Source organism: Pseudomonas sp. PL-6 (assembly GCF_054110165.1).
Genome location: NZ_CM134189.1, coordinates 793,805 through 808,743, shown reverse-complemented (window position 1 = coordinate 808,743; position 14,939 = coordinate 793,805). Strand labels below are relative to the sequence as shown.

The window sequence follows — 14,939 nt, the reverse complement described above, 5'->3', positions numbered from 1 at the left end:
GGCCTCTTATTCTTCTAGGGACTGCAGCTGCACCGCCGCTTCCAGGCGCGCCAGCTGTTCGCGATCGTGGATGCCGAAGCCGACCTGGGTCACCGCCTGGGCGGCCACCGCGGTGGCCAGGCGCAGGGTGCGCTCGGCCGGCCAGGCGGACAGCAGGCCGTGCAGGCTGGCGGCCAGCAAGGAGTCGCCGGCGCCGACCGTGCTGGCCACCGCGACCCGCGGCGGGATGGCGCGCAGGGCGATGCCTGGGCCGTGCCAGTCGACGCCGGCGGCGCCGCGCGACAGCAGCACGTGCTCGATGCCCTGGGCGCGTAGGCCGCGCACCGCCGCGTCGAGGTTGCTGCCGCAGGCCTCGGCCAGCTCCTCCTCGTTGGGCTTGATCAGCCAGGGCGTCACCGCCAGCGCAGCGCTCAGTGCGGCGCCGCTGCTGTCGACCGCCAGCGGCACGCCGCTGGCCCTGAGCCGGCGCAGCAGGCCGGCGAACCACTCAGGCGCAACCCCGCGCGGCAGGCTGCCGGCGACCACTATGGCGTCGTGGCCGGCCAGCAGCGGGTCCAGCTCCTCGAGCAACTGCTCCAGATGCTCGGCCTCGACCTGCGGACCGGGGCCGTTGAGGTCGGTGATGCGCCCGTCGGCCTCGGCCAGCTTGATATTGCTGCGCGTCTCGCCGGGCACGCGGACGAACAGGTCGTGGAAGCCGCGCCGGTGCATCAGGGCCTCGAACGGCGCTGCGTTGGCGCGACCGAGAAAGCCGGCCACGCTCAGGCTGTGGCCGAGGTCGGCGAGCACCTGGGCGACGTTCAGGCCCTTGCCGGCGGCGTGGCTGGCGAAGCCGTGGCAGCGGTTGACCACGCCGGGCTGCAGTTGGTCGAGGCGCAGGGTCAGGTCCAACGCCGGGTTCAGGGTCAGGGTCAGGATGCGCGCCATCAGTGCACCTCCGCGACCAGCGCGCGCACCGCGGCGGCGCTGTCCAGCGCCAGCGCCTGCTCGGCCAGCGCGCGCGCATGGCGGCTGTCCAGCTCGCGCACGCGCGCCTTGACCAGGGCGATGGCGCGCGGCGACACGCTCAGCTCGTCGACGCCCAGGCCGACCAGCAGCGGCACCGCCAGGCAGTCGCTGGCCAGCTCGCCGCAGACGCCGACCCACTTGCCCTCGGCATGCGCCGCCGCCACCGTCATGCCGATCAGGCGCAGCACCGCCGGGTGCAGGCCGTCGGCCTGGGCCGAGAGAGTCGGGTGGCCGCGGTCGATGGCCAGGCAGTACTGGGTCAGGTCGTTGGTGCCGATACTGAAGAAGTCCACCTCGCGCGCCAGCACCGGCGCCAGCAGGGCCGCCGAGGGCACCTCGACCATGATGCCAAGCTGCAGGTCGGCCAGGGGGATTTCCTCGCGCAGACGCAGGGCCATGTCGCGCGCCACCCGCCACTCCTCCACCGCGCCGACCATGGGGAACATGATCCGCAACGGACGCCCCTCGGCCGAAGCCAGCAGCGCGCGCAGCTGGGTCTCGAGGATGTCCGGACGCTGCAGGCTGAGGCGAATGCCGCGCACGCCGAGGAAGGGGTTTTCTTCGGCCGGCATCGGCCAGTAGGGCAGCGGCTTGTCGCCGCCGACATCCAGGGTGCGCACCACCAGCGGGCGACCGCCCAAGGCGTCGAGCACGCGGCGGTACTCGACTTCCTGGGCCGCCTGGCTCGGCGCCTGGGCGTGTTCCATAAACACCAGTTCGGTGCGCAGCAGGCCCACCGCCTCGGCGCCCAGGGCCACCGCCTCGGCGGTCTCGCCAGCGGCGCCGATATTGGCCGCCACCTCGACGCGCACGCCGTCGCTGGTCACGGCCGCCTGCAGGCGCTCGGCATGCGCCTGCTCGCGGCGGCGCTGCGCGGTTTCGCGCTCGCGCAGGGCCTGCTGGCGGGTCGCCTGATCCGGCGCCACGCGCAGCAGGCCGCTGTCGCCGTCGAGCAGCAGCGGCGTGCCCTGGGCCAGCGCCAGCACCGCCTCGCCGGCGCCAACCACGGAGGGAATGCCCAGGGCGCGGGCTATGATGGCGCTATGCGCGGTGGCGCCGCCGCGCGCGGTGAGGATGCCGGCGACGCGCTGGCGGTCCAGGCCGGCGACATCGGACGGCGCCACCTCGGCCATCACCAGCACGTAGGGTTCGTCCGGCTCGCCCGGCAGCTCGACGCCGCACAGGCGCGCCAGCACGCGGCGACCGATGTCGCGCAGGTCGGCGGCGCGCTCGGCCAGCAGCGCGTCGTGCAGCGCCTCCTGACGCTGCGCGGCGGCCTCGATCTCGGCCTGCCAGGCGGCCTCGGCGCTGGCGCCGCGGGCCAGACGCGCGTCGACGTCCTCGCGCAGCGCCGGATCGTCGAGCATGGCCAGGTGGGCGCTGAAGATCTCGCGGATGCTGGCCACCCCGGCGCCATCGACCATCCGCTGGATCTCGCCGCCGATGGCCGCCAGCGCCGTGTCCAGCCGGCGCCGCTCGCTAGCGGCGCCCTGGCCCTGCTCGGCGTAGTCGAAGCGCGGCAGCACCCGCACCAGCGCCGGGCCCATGGCGATGCCCGGCGAGGCGGCCACCGCCTGCAGGCGGCTGCCGGCCGGCGGCGCCTGCAGCGGCACCTGCGCGGTTTCGTCGGCTGCCGGCTCCTGCGGCGCCAGCGGCAACGGCTCGACCGCCTCGCCCAGGCCGCTCTCCAGCGCCGCGCGCAGCGCCGGCAGGGCGTCGTCGGCGATGCCCGGTTCGGCGCTGAATTCGAGGACCTGCCCACGCCGCGCGCCGAGGGCGAGCAGGCGGCTGAGGCTCTTGGCCGAGACGCCGGCGCCGTCGTCGCCGGCCAGGCGCACGCGGATCTCGCCGGCGAAGCCCTGCGCCAGTTCGCTCAGAATCTTGGCCGGCCGCGCATGCAGGCCGTGGGCGTTGGCCAGCGGCAGCTGCACGCTGGGCCAGTCCGGCGCCACCTCGCCGCCGAGGGCCTCGATCACGCTGCGGCTGTTATGCGCCTCGCACAACTCGGCGGCGCGCCCGCCGATCAGCACGTCGCACAGCCGTTCCAGCGCCTGACGATGCGCCTCGCCCTGGCTGGCCAGGCAGAACAGGCCCTTGAGCGGCTCGCCGCGAAAACTCAAGGGCGCCGCCGGGGTGACGAAGGCCAGTCCCGGCCGCTCCACGCCCCGTTCGCTGTGCAGCCACCACAGGCCCTCGCCCAAGGGCAGCGGCTCGCCGCGGGCCAGGCTGAGGGCGAAGCCGGAGGCCGCACAGCCGGCCTGCTTGAGCAGTCGCGCGCCCTGCCAGAGCAGCTCGTCGAAATCCTCGACCGGCAGGCCCAGGCCCACCAGTTGGCCGTCCAGGGCCAGCGCCTGCGGCGCGCCCTGCAGCAACTCGACGATCTGCTCGGGCGTGCGCGCCGTGCGCAGCGCCTGGCTCAAGTCGCCCTCGCCGAGCGCGCGGGTCAGCAACTGCAGCAGGTGCAGATGCTCGTCGGACTGCGCGGCGATGGCGATGGCCAGGTACACCTGCTGGCCGTTGCCCCAGTCCACGCCGTCGGGGAACTGGATCAGGCAGACGCCGGTGCGCAGCACCTGGTCGCGGGTCTGTGGCGTGCCGTGGGGGATGGCGATGCCCTGGCCGAGAAAGGTCGAGCCCTGCGCCTCGCGCGCCTGCAGGCCGGCCAGGTAATCCGCGGTGGCCAGGCCGGCGGCGGCCAGGGCCTCGCCGAGCATGGCCAGCGCCACCTGTTTGTCCGCGGCCTGACGGCCCATCTGGATCTGGCTGGCGTCGAGTTCGAGCATGGAAATGTCCTCCGGCAGGCGAGGTATCCGAGTCATGCGGCCACCCGGATTCGCGATCTTGTTCTTAGCCTAGTCGATGAAAGCGCTTGCTGAAACGTTTCATCTAACGCTGGCACCTTATCCCAGAATCGGCGATCCTTGAAGCCCGATCGTCGTCGACAGCCTGGAAGCCACGTGAAACTCAGCGATATCGCCCGCCTGGCGCAGGTCTCGGTGACCACCGCCAGCTACGTGATCAACGGCCAGGCCGAGCGCCGGCGCATCAGCCCGGCCACGGTGGAGCGGGTGCTGGCGGTGGTCGAGCAGCACGGCTATCGCCCCGACCAGCAGGCCGCCGGCCTGCGCCGCGGGCAGAGCCGCTGCCTTGGTTTCATCCTCCCCGACCTGGAAAACCCCAGCTACGCGCGCCTGGCCAAGCTGCTGGAGCAGAAGGCCCGCGCTGCCGGCTACCAATTGCTGATCGCCAGCTCCGACGACGACCCGCACAGCGAGCGGCAGTTGCTCGAACTGTTCCGCTCGCGCCGCTGCGACGCGCTGATCGTCGCCAGCTGCCTGCCGCCGGACGATCCGCTGTACCGTCGCCTGGTGGCCGGCGGCCTGCCGGTGATCGCGGTGGACCGCGCGCTGGACCCGGCGCATATCCGCTCGGTGGTCAGCGACGACGAGCAGGCCGGCGCCCAGCTCACCGCCAGCCTGCTCACGCCGCCGCCGCGGCATATCGCCCTGCTCGGCGCGCGCCCCGAGCTGGTGATCAGCCAGGCCCGTGAACGCGGCTTTCGCCAGGCGCTGCAAGGGTTCGCCGGGCGCATCAGCGTGCTGCACGGCGAGCAGTTCAGCCGCGCCAGCGGCCAGCGCCAGATGCAGGCGCTGCTGGCCGAGGCCGGCGCCCCCGACGCCCTGCTCACCACCGCCTACGTGCTGCTCGAGGGGGTGCTCGACGCCCTGCGCGAGCGGGCGCCGCAAGCCTGGCCGGCGCTGCGCCTGGCCACCTTCGGCGACACCCAGTTGCTGGATTTTCTGCCGCTGCGGGTCAACGCCATGAGCCAGCAGCACGAGCGCATCGCCGAACGGGTGCTGGCCTGGGCGCTGCAGGCGGTGGAGCAGGACGACTACCGCCCCGGCATCGAGGCCATCGACCGCAGCTTCAAGGCGCGACTGTAGAGCCCGGAGAAGGCGCCGGTAGAAGCCCGCTGGCGGGCGATCGAGCACAGATCACCGGCCAGACCAGGCGTCCCCGCAGCGCCCACGATCAAACCAGGCCGCTCAATAAACGACCAGCCGAGCCAATGCCGCGCCGGCTCTGCGCCGTCGCCATCGGCGCACAACTTATGCACAGCTTGCTGCACCGTTACTGTGGGTTAAACGATTGAATCGGCTGGCAAATTTCTACGCGCCTGGCATCTGCCGGACAAATCGCCGATGCTTGCGCCATGCGCCTGATCGACACCCACACCCACCTGGATTTCCCCGACTTCGACGCCGACCGCGCCGAGGTGCTGGCGCGCAGCCGCGCCCTGGGCGTCGAGCGCCTGGTGGTGCTCGGCGTGTACCAGGCCAACTGGCAACGGCTGTGGGATCTGGTGCAGGCGCAGGAGGGCCTGTACGCCGCCTTCGGCCTGCACCCGGTGTATCTGGAGCAGCACCTGCCCGAACACCTGGGCGAGCTGCGCGCCTGGCTGACGCGCCTGGCCGGCCATCCGCGGCTCTGCGCGCTGGGCGAATTCGGCCTGGACTACTACCTGGACAGCCTCGACCGCCAGCGCCAGCAGGTGCTGTTCGAGGCGCAGCTGGCGCTGGCCGCCGAGTTCGAACTGCCCGCCCTGCTCCACGTGCGCCGCGCCCATGCGGCGACCATCGCCACCCTCAAGCGCTACCACCTCAAACGCGGCGGCATCGTCCACGCCTTCGCCGGCAGCTACGAGGAGGCGCGCGAATACCTCAAGCTGGGTTTTCGCCTCGGCCTCGGCGGCGCTGCCACCTGGCCGCAGGCCAACCGCCTGCGCAAGGTGCTCACGCAACTGCCGCTGGAGGCCATGGTGCTGGAGACCGACGCGCCGGACATGGCCCCGGCCATGCACCCGAACCAGCGCAACAGCCCCGCGTACCTGGCGGACATCTGCGCCGAGCTGGCGGCGCTGCGCGGCATCACGGCCGAGGAACTGGCCGCAGCCAGCAGCCGCAATGCCTGCGAATTGTTCGGCTGGGAGAACGCCGGCACTCCGAGGTAGGCGGCGCGCACAGCGCCACCCGCTTAATCGAGCCGTGCCGGCACCTCGCGCCATTGCCCCGGCTGCAGGCCATCCAGGCGCCAGGGGCCGATGGCCACGCGCACCAGGCGCAGGGTGGGCAGGCCGACCGCGGCGGTCATGCGCCGTACCTGGCGGTTGCGGCCCTCGCGGATCACCAGTTCCAGCCAGGCGGTCGGCACGCTCTTGCGAAAGCGCACCGGCGGATTTCTGTCCCACAGCTGCGGCTCGTCCAACAGGCGCGCCTGGGCCGGCAAGGTCGGGCCGTCATTGAGCGTCACACCGTCGCGCAACTGCTGCAGCTGCGCCTCGCTCGGCTCGCCCTCCACCTGCACCCAGTAGGTCTTCGCCAGCTTGTGTTTCGGATCGGCAATGCGCGCCTGCAGGCGGCCGTCGTTGGTCAGCAGCAGCAGGCCCTCGCTGTCGCGGTCCAGGCGCCCGGCCGGGTAGACGCCGGGCACCTCAACGAAGTCCCTGAGCGTGGCGCGGCCCTGCTCGTCGTTGAACTGGGTCAGCACATCGAACGGCTTGTTCAGCAGGATCAGCCGTGGCTGCGCGGGCGGCGCCTTGGCCACCCGGCGCGGGGCGGCGGGACGGCGACTGGCGGGAGGACGAGGGCGGGACATGCGGCGGGCTTCGGTGGAACTGGGTCGCGCAGTGTAACTCACGATAAGCGGCGCTGATGGTGCTTCCCCGCCGTAGCGCGGCGACTAAGCTGCTGATTCCGTCCCCTCGCAACAGGAGTCAGTCATGAGCAGCAGCGCCGAACTCGCCACCTTCAGCGGCTGGGCCGCCACCGCCCCGGGCGCCCCGCTAGAGCGCCACAGCTACGACCCCGGCCCGCTCGGCGCCGAGGAGGTGGAAGTGGCGGTGGAATACTGCGGCATCTGCCACTCCGACCAGTCGATGATCGACAACGAATGGGGCAATGCGCGCTACCCCTTTATCCCCGGCCATGAAGTGGTCGGCACCATCGTCCGCCTCGGCGAACAGGCGCGCGGCCTCGCGCTGGGCCAGCGCGTCGGCATCGGCTGGTACAAGGGCAGCTGCATGCATTGCGGCTCGTGCATGGAAGGCTCGCACCAGCTGTGCCGCTCGGTGAAACCGACCATAGTCGGCAGCCACGGCGGTTTCGCCGACCGCCTGCGTTCGCACTGGGCCTGGGCCGTGCCGCTGCCCGAAGGCCTCGATCCGGCGCTGGTCGGCCCACTGTTCTGCGCCGGCTCCACGGTGTTCAGCCCGCTGCTGGAGTTCGACGTCAAACCCACCGACCGCGTCGGCGTGGTCGGCATCGGCGGCCTCGGCCACCTGGCGCTGCGTTTTCTCAATGCCTGGGGTTGCGAGGTGACCGCCTTCACCTCCTCGCTCGGCAAGCAGGACGAAGCCAAGCGCCTGGGCGCGCACAGGGTGGTGGCCTCCACCGACAGCGCGGCGATGAAGGCGATTGCCGGCAGCCTGGATTTCCTCCTGGTCACTGCCAGCGCCGACCTCGACTGGAGCGCCCTGCTCGGCACCCTGCGCGGCAAGGGCCGCCTGCACTTCGTCGGCATAGTGCCCAGCGCCATCCCGGTGCACGTGTTCAACCTGATCCCGCAGCAGAAGAGCCTGTCCGGCTCGCCGGTGGGCTCGCCAGCGAGCATGGCGACCATGCTCGAATTCTGCGCCCGCCACCAGATCCTGCCGCAGGTCGAGCACTTCCCCATGAGCCAGGTGAACGCGGCCATCGACCACCTGCGCAGCGGCAAGGCACGCTACCGCGTGGTGCTGGACGCCAGCCGCTGAGGCTCAGGCGAGCGGCCAGGCCGCCACGATGCCCTCCAGGGCGCGCTTGAGCTCGGCGCGGCTGGCCGCGGCGGCGAGGCTGACGCGCACCGCGTGTCCCGGGTTGGCCTCGACCGCGAACACCTCGGCCGGCACCACCTCCACGCCATGCTGCCGACAGGCCTCGGCCAGTCCCGCCGGCGGCGCAGCGTCCAGCCACAGGTGCGGCGCCACCGCCCTGCCCTGCGGCATGCGCGGCCCGAGCACGCGCGCGGCCAGGCGCCAGCGCTGCAGCAGCTCCTCGACCTGCCAGGCCAGGCGCCGTTCGGCGACGCCGCTTTCGACCCACTCGCAGGCCAGCGCCAGGCTCAGCGGCGCCACCGCCCAGCGCGTGGCCTGGGCCTCGCGGTCGATGCGCTCGAGCAGCTCCGGCGCCCCCGCGATAAAGCCCAGGCGCAAGCCCGGCGCGACGCTCTTGGACAGGCTGCTGATCAGCAGGCAGCGCTCGGCAAGCTGCACCGCCAGCGGCGCCTCACTACCGAGCACGCCGTAGACGTCGTCCTCGATGATCCACAGCCCACGACGCCGCGCCACCTCGGCGATGGCGGCGCGGCGCTCGGCGTCCAGGCTGGCGCCGGTAGGGTTCTGCAGGCAGGGGGTGAGTACCGCCACGCGAGCGCCGGTGGCGCGGGCCTGGCGGTCGAGCTCGTCGGGCAGGATGCCGCGCTCGTCCATCGCCACCCCGTGCAGCGGCAGGCGTAACTGGCGCGCGGAGGCCTTGATCCCCGGCGCGGTGTAGCGCTCCACCAGGATCGCTTCACCCGCCTCGCACAGCGCCAACAAGGCGGCTGAGACGCCCTGCTGGGCACCCGCGCAGAGCAGCAGGCCGTTCGGCGCCAGTTCCAGGCCACGGCGGCGCAACCAGGTGGCGCCGGCCAGGTGCGCACGCTCGACCAACGCCGCCGAGGGGTAGGCCTGCAGCGCGTCCAGCTCGCCACGTGCAGCCAGCGCGGCGAGGCTGGCGGACAGGTCGCGGTTGTCCGGATCGTGCACCGGCACGTTGGTCGACAGGTCGATCAGCACGCCCTGCGCGGCCGGCTGCTTGAGCCGGAACAGACTGGCCTCGCGACTGCCGGCCAGCACGTAGGTGCCGCGGCCAACCTCCCCGGAGACCAGGTGCCGGCGCGCCGCCTCGCGGTAGGCGAGCATCACCGTGCTCGGGTTGATGCCCAGCGTCCAGGCCAGGCGGCGCTGCGGCGGCAGGCGCTCGCCAGGCTTGAGCTCGCCGCGGCCGATGGCCGTGGCGATGGCCTCGACCAGGGCCAGGTAGGTGGGTAAGGGGCTGTCGCTGAGGTCAGGAAGCCACATTGCTTGCCATGCAATATAAAGATTTACCCATACAATGCGCCGCACTAGCATCCGGGTCAACGCCACCCGGAGTGCCCGTCATGTTCGACCTCGCCCAACTGCGCCAGAGCGCGCAACTGGTTCACCGTCATATGGCGCCGACACCGCAACTGGCCTGGCCGCTGCTGGCCCAGCGCCTGGGCTGCGAGTTGTGGGTCAAGCACGAGAACCACGCGCCCACCGCGGCCTTCAAGGTGCGTGGCGGGCTGGTCTATATCGACGCCCTGCTGCGCCGCGAGCCGCAGGTACGCGGGCTGGTCACCGCCACCCGCGGCAACCACGGCCAGAGCCTGGCACTGGCTGCGCGCCAGGCCGGCCTGGCGATCCGCATTCTGGTGCCGCACGGCAATGCGCGCGAGAAGAACGCGGCGATGCGCGCCCTCGGCGCCGAGGTGATCGAACATGGCCGCGACTTCGACGAGGCGCGCGCCGAAGCCGCGCGCCTGGCCGAACGCGACGGCCTGCACTGGGTACCGTCACTGCACGAGGACCTGGTGCGCGGCGTGGCCACCTACGCGCTGGAGCTGCTGGAAGCGCTGCCGAACCTGCGCCGGGTCTATGTGCCCATCGGCCTCGGCTCGGGCATCTGCGGCATGATCCGCACCCGCGACCTGCTCGGCCTCGACACCGAGATAATCGGCGTGGTCGCCAGCGGCGCCGACGCCTACGCGCAGAGTTTCGAGCAGGGCCGCCTGGTGCAGACCGAGCGCGCCGACACCCTGGCCGACGGCATGGCCTGCCGCCAGCCGCAGCAGCTGGCGCTGGACATGATCCGCGCCGGCGCCGCGCGCATCGTGCGGGTCGACGACGAGGCCATCCGCGCCGCGATCCGCGTCTACCACGAAGACACCCACAACCTCGCCGAAGGTGCCGGTGCCGCCGCCCTGGCCGCCTTGATGCAGGAGCGCGAATGCAACGCCGGCCAGCGCGTGGCGGTGGTGCTCAGCGGTGCCAATATCGACCGCCTGGCACTGGCCGAGCTGCCGCGCGACGAGGTCGCAGCCGCCTGATCAGCGAAACGGCGGCTCGTCGAAGCTGCGCAGCTTGCGCGAGTGCAGCGAGTCGAGCTGGCTGCGCATCAGCTCCAGCGCGGCGATGCCGATACGCAGGTGCTGGGTCACGGCGCGCTCGTAGAAGGCGCCGGCCGCGCCGGGCAGCTTGATCTCGCTGTGCAGCGGCTTGTCCGACACGCACAGCAGCGTGCCGTAGGGCACCCGCAGGCGGTAACCCTGCGCCGCGATGGTGCCGCTTTCCATATCCACGGCGACGGCTCTGGACAGGTTGATCAGCGGCCGCTCCTGGGCCCAGCGCAGCTCCCAGTTGCGGTCGTCGTAGGTCAGCACGGTGCCGGTGCGCAGGCGTTTCTTCAGCTCGTCGCCCTGCTCGCCGGTGACCAGCTTGGCCGCCTCCTGCAGCGCCTGCTGCACCTCGGCCAGCGCCGGCAGCGGGATATGCGGCGGCAGCACGCGATCCAGAATTCCATCCCGGCGCATATAGGCGTGGGCCAGCACGTAGTCGCCGATGGTCTGCGACTGACGCAGGCCGCCGCAGTGGCCGATCATCAGCCAGCAGTGCGGACGCAGCACGGCCAGGTGGTCGGTGATGTTCTTGGCGTTGGACGGGCCGACGCCGATATTGACCAGGGTGATGCCGTGGCCGTCATCGGCCTGCAGGTGATAGGCCGGCATCTGGTAGCGGTGCCAGATGACGTTCTCGATGATCGCCTGCATCTCGCCTTCGGCCATGCCGCGCTCGACCACCACGTTGCCCGGCAGCACTAGGCGGGTGAAGCGCGAGTCGCCTACCAGCATGTCCAGACCATGGCGGATGAACTGGTCGACATAGCGGTGGTAGTTGGTCAGCAGAATCCACGGCTGCACGTGGCGCCAGTCGCTGCCGGTGTAGTGCACCAGGCGGCGCAGGGAGAAATCCACCCGGGCTGCGTCGAACAGCGCCAGCGGCAGCGGGTCGGTGTTCTCCCAGTCGTACAGGCCGTCGGCGGTGCCGTCGGTGGCGGCGGACAGGTCGGTGCTGGGGAACACCCGCGCCAGCTCGGCGGCGGTCACCCCGCTGCCGGCCAGCTCGTCGCCCTGCTCCACCACGTAGGGATAGGGAATGTTCTGCTGGCTCATGCCGACTTCCACGCGCAGGGTGAAGTCGTGCATCAGCGGCCGCAGCTGCTCCAGCAGGTATTTGCGAAAGGCCGCCGGCTGGGTCACGGTGACGCTGTAGGTACCCGGCACCTGCACCTTGGCGTAGGCGCGCACGGTGGTCGGCACCTCGCCCTGGCACAGGTAGGTCAGGCGCAGCTCGGGGTAACGGAACAGGCAGTGCTCGCTGGCATCCGGGCGGATGCGCTCCTTGAGATAGCGTTTGAGCGCCTGGCTCAACGCACCGGTGGCTTCCTGATGCAGGGCGGCGAGGCGGTCGACGGCCTCTTCGGGGGTGTAGGCAATGATGAAATCATCGGCACAGGGTTTCACGGCGCACCTTCCTGGTTGATCGAACGCCCCTATCTTGCCTGTTCCGGCGGCGCCAGGCATAGCTCTCAGCGCAGCAGGCGAGCAAGATCCTCCGGCACGGGCTGCGGCGTCAGCGGCCCGACCCGGCGCGTGCCGGGATTGCCCAGCGGGTAGAGGCCCAGCAGCGACCCCAGACTGCCCGGCAGACGCAGCAGCTGCGCGACCAGCTCGGCCCAGTCGCGCCGGCGCCAGGCCCACAGCAGCATCAGCCAGTGGCTCAGGCCGTGCTGGAGAAAACTCGGCTGGCCGAGGATATGGGCACGCTCCAGATGGCGCAGTTCGCCCGCGGCATCGCCCAGGCAGCGCAGACGGCGGGCCAGTTGCAGTTCGTGGTGGAAGGCTTGGCGACGGTTCATGGCGGTGCTCCAGAGTAGGCGACCGGGACAGTCTGCAAGCCTGGGGCGGCCCCGCGGTCAAGCGACTAGGCTTAGCCGCATAGCGCCTGCCCGAGGGTCGCCCCATGCCACGCCTGCTCAGCCTGCTCCTGCTGCCCCTGCTCGCTCCCGTCCTGCTCGCCGGCGAGCTGGACGGCCACTACCACGCCAACCTCGACGGCCTGCCGGCCGAACTGATCCTGAACAGCCAGGGCCAGACGGTGGAAGGGCAGTATGTGGAAAACCAGCGTCTGCGCCTGAACCTCAAGGGTCATTACGACGGCCAGTTGCTGCGCGCCGAGATCAGCGACCCGCAGTCCGGGCTGGTGATCGCCAATATGAACGCCACCTACGCCAACGCCATGCTCAACGTCAGCATCGCCGCGCGCGACCCGCGCAACGGCCAGGTGCTGGAGCGCCAGGCGCTGTTCCAGCGTGGCGCGCCGGCCGACGCGCCAGTCGCGGCGAAACGCCTGGACCCGGCGCTGATCGGCACCTGGATTCACGAGAAGCAGATCAACAGCGGCGGCGCCAGCTTCGCCGCCTTCACCACCCTGCTGACCCTGCAGCTGGGCGCCGACGGCAGCGTCGCACAATGGAGCCTGGCGGCCGGCGGCGGCAGCGACTGGAGTTTCAACAGCCCGGGCGAACTGCAGTACCGCGGCCGCTGGCGCAGCGACAACGGCGTGCTGCAGGTGCGCCTGGACGGCGCCGCCGACTACCAGCCCGCCGCTTACTATCGCTTCAGCGACCCGTACCTGGTCACCGAGAGCAATACCGGCAAGATGATCTGGCAGCGCCGCAAGTAGCGTTGCGGGTCAGGCGGCCTGATGCAGGCGCACGTTGAACAGCGGGCCCTGGCTGAAACGCGCCAGCGCCTTGGCCGCGGCCAGCACGCCCAGATCGATCAGCGGCTCGATCAGGATCACGCTCATGTAGGCCAGGCCGAAGCTGCCCACCGCCGCCAGGTTGTCGCCGGCGAAGCCCTGACCGTAGAAGGCCCAGAACGCCACCCAGGCGACGATGCCGCCCTGGTAGGCGGTCGACAGCGCCAGCGCCTGCTTGTAGGAGAGATCCACGTAGGCGGTGCCCGGCGCGACGATGCGCTTGGCCAGCAGCTGGATGCCCCACAGCGGCAGCAGCAGGGTGGTGACGTTCATGCCGTACTGCGGCAGGTCGAACTGGGCGAACAGCAGCCCTTGCAACAGCAGGCCGACGGCCAGACCGATGGCCGCGGCGCCGGCGCCGAACAGCAGCAGCAGGGTCGAGCCGAGGATCAGGTGGACCTCCGAGACGCCCACCGGATGACGCGGCAAGACCTCGAAGAAGCAGAACACCAGGGCGGTGGTCAACAGGCTGCGCAGCGCCAGGGCGACCACCCCGCCGTTGTCGCGGATGGCATCGCGGGCCAGTTTGGCGGTCAGGCCGAGGCCGGTGACGGCAGTGGCGTAGCTGAGCAGGATCTTGGCGCCTTCGACGACGCCGGGTTCGATATGCATAAGGGTTCCTTGGTCGCGCCCACCGCGCGACGATCCGGATGGAGGGGATGGGCGCAAGCGCCCGACGGCGATGGCAGGTCTCCTGGCTCGCGGCTCGACACTTCGCCCGCCTTCCCGGCCTGTGGGCCAGTGGCATATGGGCGTCGTTCGCCGCTTACAGTTGCGGGGGCAGCCAGGGCATTGGCGACGCGGCGCCGCACCCTGTTCCCTTTTCATCCGACCCTGGGGCCGAAACCATCGGCGGCCACCTTACCCGGCCGCACGGACAAAAGACAGCGCCCGCTCTCAACCGCGCCCGCACCAGGCTCCTCGGCGAGATTCGGAACCCGCCAGAGCCGGGTCTGTCACTGATCTGTCGCTCGCGGCGCGACGGCTGAGGGGCATCCGCGGCAGGAGCGCCTCGCTGGCTGAGCAGATGCTGACTGGAGGCGCTCGCTTCCCCGCCAGTGCGGCAACCGTCACGTTGCGCGCGGGCATGTGTAACCATTTATTACAAGGCAATCGTAGTATTTCTGCACCCGCGCCGACTGCAGATCACGCGAGCCCGCAGATCCATCATCCGGTAACGAGAGCGTATATGAAGAAACCCCTGATCGTCGCGTTGACAGCCCTGTTCGCAACCGGCGCCATGGCTGCCGAGCAGCAACCGCACTGGAACTACCAGGGCAAGGAGGGCCCCGCACACTGGTCCCAGCTGGCCCCAGGCTACGAAACCTGCGCGATTGGCCATGCCCAATCGCCGATCGACATCCGCGATGCCACGCGAGCCTCCCTGCCGCGCATCATGTTCGACTACCAGGCCAGCCCAGCGGAGGTAGTGAACAACGGCCACACCGTCCAGGTGAACCTGGCCAATGCCGGCGGCGTCGAGATCGACGGCGAGCCCTACCGCCTGGTGCAGTTCCATTTCCACACGCCAAGCGAGGAGCACATCGCCGGGCGGGCATTCCCGATGGTCGCGCACTTCGTCCACCAAGCCGCCGATGGCCGCCTGGCGGTGGTGGCAGTGCTGTTCAGGGAAGGCGAGCAGAATCAGGCTCTGGGGCAGGTGTTCGATGCCATGCCGACCAGGGCGGGCGAGAACGTCGAGCTGGCCGGCAGCTTCGCCCCGCAAACCCTACTGCCGCAGCAGCAGGGCTACTATGCCTTCGCCGGCTCGCTGACCACCCCGCCGTGCAGCGAGAACGTGCAATGGCGCGTACTGAAGCAGCCGGTCGAGCTGTCCCAGGCGCAACTGGCACAGTTCCGCCACCTGTACGCGATGAACGCGCGGCCGATCCAGCCACTCAATGGCCGAGAAGTGCTGGAGAGCGACGACTAAAGCCCTCTGCCTCTAATA

At 70.8% G+C, this 14,939-nt stretch carries 13 protein-coding genes and 1 riboswitch; of the genes, 6 read left to right on the top strand and 7 right to left on the bottom strand.

From position 1 onward, the window contains the following. Positions 1-6: 6 nt before the first annotated feature. A complete protein-coding gene (gene pfkB / locus ACW9UL_RS03580) occupies positions 7-927 on the bottom strand; it encodes a 1-phosphofructokinase (protein WP_457788903.1) in 921 nt (306 codons plus the stop codon). After that, positions 927-3,791: a phosphoenolpyruvate--protein phosphotransferase gene (gene ptsP, locus ACW9UL_RS03575; RefSeq protein WP_457790905.1), complete on the bottom strand. Its 2,865-nt coding sequence runs from the start codon at positions 3,789-3,791 to the stop codon at positions 927-929. Before ptsP ends, pfkB begins: the two co-directional genes overlap by 1 nt. A gap of 174 nt (positions 3,792-3,965) precedes the next feature. Here ptsP and cra point away from each other — a divergent pair, with 174 nt between their 5' ends. Further along, the gene (gene cra, locus ACW9UL_RS03570; RefSeq protein WP_457788901.1) at positions 3,966-4,952 is read left to right on the top strand and encodes a catabolite repressor/activator; all 987 of its coding nucleotides are present in this window, start codon (positions 3,966-3,968) and stop codon (positions 4,950-4,952) included. Between the two features lie 269 nt (positions 4,953-5,221). Further along, a complete protein-coding gene (locus tag ACW9UL_RS03565; protein WP_457788899.1) occupies positions 5,222-6,019 on the top strand; it encodes a TatD family hydrolase in 798 nt (265 codons plus the stop codon). A 23-nt stretch (positions 6,020-6,042) separates the two neighbouring features. Here the strand turns inward: ACW9UL_RS03565 and ACW9UL_RS03560 are convergent, their stop codons facing one another. Further along, positions 6,043-6,612, bottom strand: a complete 570-nt coding sequence (locus ACW9UL_RS03560; protein ID WP_457790903.1) for a pseudouridine synthase — start codon at positions 6,610-6,612, stop codon at positions 6,043-6,045. A 175-nt stretch (positions 6,613-6,787) separates the two neighbouring features. On the opposite strand from ACW9UL_RS03560, the gene ahr reads away from it, so the two are divergent. Continuing rightward, positions 6,788-7,819: an NADPH-dependent aldehyde reductase Ahr gene (gene ahr, locus ACW9UL_RS03555; RefSeq protein ID WP_457788897.1), complete on the top strand. Its 1,032-nt coding sequence runs from the start codon at positions 6,788-6,790 to the stop codon at positions 7,817-7,819. Between the two features lie 3 nt (positions 7,820-7,822). Here the strand turns inward: ahr and ACW9UL_RS03550 are convergent, their stop codons facing one another. Further along, on the bottom strand, positions 7,823-9,166 hold the full coding sequence (locus ACW9UL_RS03550; RefSeq protein ID WP_457788895.1) for an aminotransferase-like domain-containing protein: 1,344 nt from the start codon (positions 9,164-9,166) through the stop codon (positions 7,823-7,825). Between the two features lie 80 nt (positions 9,167-9,246). On the opposite strand from ACW9UL_RS03550, the gene ACW9UL_RS03545 reads away from it, so the two are divergent. Further along, positions 9,247-10,215, top strand: a complete 969-nt coding sequence (locus tag ACW9UL_RS03545; RefSeq protein WP_457788893.1) for a threonine dehydratase — start codon at positions 9,247-9,249, stop codon at positions 10,213-10,215. Here ACW9UL_RS03545 and amn read toward each other — a convergent pair whose 3' ends face one another. Both amn and ACW9UL_RS03535 read right to left on the bottom strand, forming a co-directional pair. After that, on the bottom strand, positions 10,216-11,688 hold the full coding sequence (gene amn, locus ACW9UL_RS03540; protein WP_457788891.1) for an AMP nucleosidase: 1,473 nt from the start codon (positions 11,686-11,688) through the stop codon (positions 10,216-10,218). A 65-nt stretch (positions 11,689-11,753) separates the two neighbouring features. Continuing rightward, the gene (locus ACW9UL_RS03535; protein ID WP_457788889.1) at positions 11,754-12,083 is read right to left on the bottom strand and encodes a DUF3703 domain-containing protein; all 330 of its coding nucleotides are present in this window, start codon (positions 12,081-12,083) and stop codon (positions 11,754-11,756) included. Positions 12,084-12,187: 104 nt separating this feature from the next. Between ACW9UL_RS03535 and ACW9UL_RS03530 the strand changes: the two genes are divergently transcribed. After that, positions 12,188-12,910: a hypothetical protein gene (locus tag ACW9UL_RS03530; RefSeq protein ID WP_457788887.1), complete on the top strand. Its 723-nt coding sequence runs from the start codon at positions 12,188-12,190 to the stop codon at positions 12,908-12,910. 9 nt (positions 12,911-12,919) lie between these two features. Here ACW9UL_RS03530 and ACW9UL_RS03525 read toward each other — a convergent pair whose 3' ends face one another. Further along, complete coding sequence (locus ACW9UL_RS03525) at positions 12,920-13,600, bottom strand: energy-coupling factor ABC transporter permease (protein WP_457788885.1); 681 nt, start codon at positions 13,598-13,600, stop codon at positions 12,920-12,922. A gap of 55 nt (positions 13,601-13,655) precedes the next feature. Further along, positions 13,656-13,854: riboswitch (cobalamin riboswitch) on the bottom strand. 323 nt (positions 13,855-14,177) lie between these two features. On the opposite strand from ACW9UL_RS03525, the gene ACW9UL_RS03520 reads away from it, so the two are divergent. Continuing rightward, positions 14,178-14,921 (top strand): carbonic anhydrase, encoded by a 744-nt coding sequence (locus ACW9UL_RS03520; RefSeq protein WP_457788883.1) that lies wholly within the window; start codon positions 14,178-14,180, stop codon positions 14,919-14,921. Positions 14,922-14,939 lie beyond the last annotated feature (18 nt).

What these genes read in the sequence shown, in the direction of transcription:
- ACW9UL_RS03530 (WP_457788887.1), top strand. Translation starts at nt 12,188, where the DNA reads ATGCCACGCCTGCTCAGCCTGCTCCTGCTGCCCCTGCTCGCTCCCGTC.
- ACW9UL_RS03545 (WP_457788893.1), top strand. Translation starts at nt 9,247, where the DNA reads ATGTTCGACCTCGCCCAACTGCGCCAGAGCGCGCAACTGGTTCACCGT.
- ACW9UL_RS03565 (WP_457788899.1), top strand. Translation starts at nt 5,222, where the DNA reads ATGCGCCTGATCGACACCCACACCCACCTGGATTTCCCCGACTTCGAC.
- ahr (WP_457788897.1), top strand. Translation starts at nt 6,788, where the DNA reads ATGAGCAGCAGCGCCGAACTCGCCACCTTCAGCGGCTGGGCCGCCACC.
- ACW9UL_RS03535 (WP_457788889.1), bottom strand. Translation starts at nt 12,083, where the DNA reads ATGAACCGTCGCCAAGCCTTCCACCACGAACTGCAACTGGCCCGCCGT.
- ptsP (WP_457790905.1), bottom strand. Translation starts at nt 3,791, where the DNA reads ATGCTCGAACTCGACGCCAGCCAGATCCAGATGGGCCGTCAGGCCGCG.
- ACW9UL_RS03520 (WP_457788883.1), top strand. Translation starts at nt 14,178, where the DNA reads ATGAAGAAACCCCTGATCGTCGCGTTGACAGCCCTGTTCGCAACCGGC.
- pfkB (WP_457788903.1), bottom strand. Translation starts at nt 927, where the DNA reads ATGGCGCGCATCCTGACCCTGACCCTGAACCCGGCGTTGGACCTGACC.
- ACW9UL_RS03525 (WP_457788885.1), bottom strand. Translation starts at nt 13,600, where the DNA reads ATGCATATCGAACCCGGCGTCGTCGAAGGCGCCAAGATCCTGCTCAGC.
- ACW9UL_RS03550 (WP_457788895.1), bottom strand. Translation starts at nt 9,166, where the DNA reads ATGTGGCTTCCTGACCTCAGCGACAGCCCCTTACCCACCTACCTGGCC.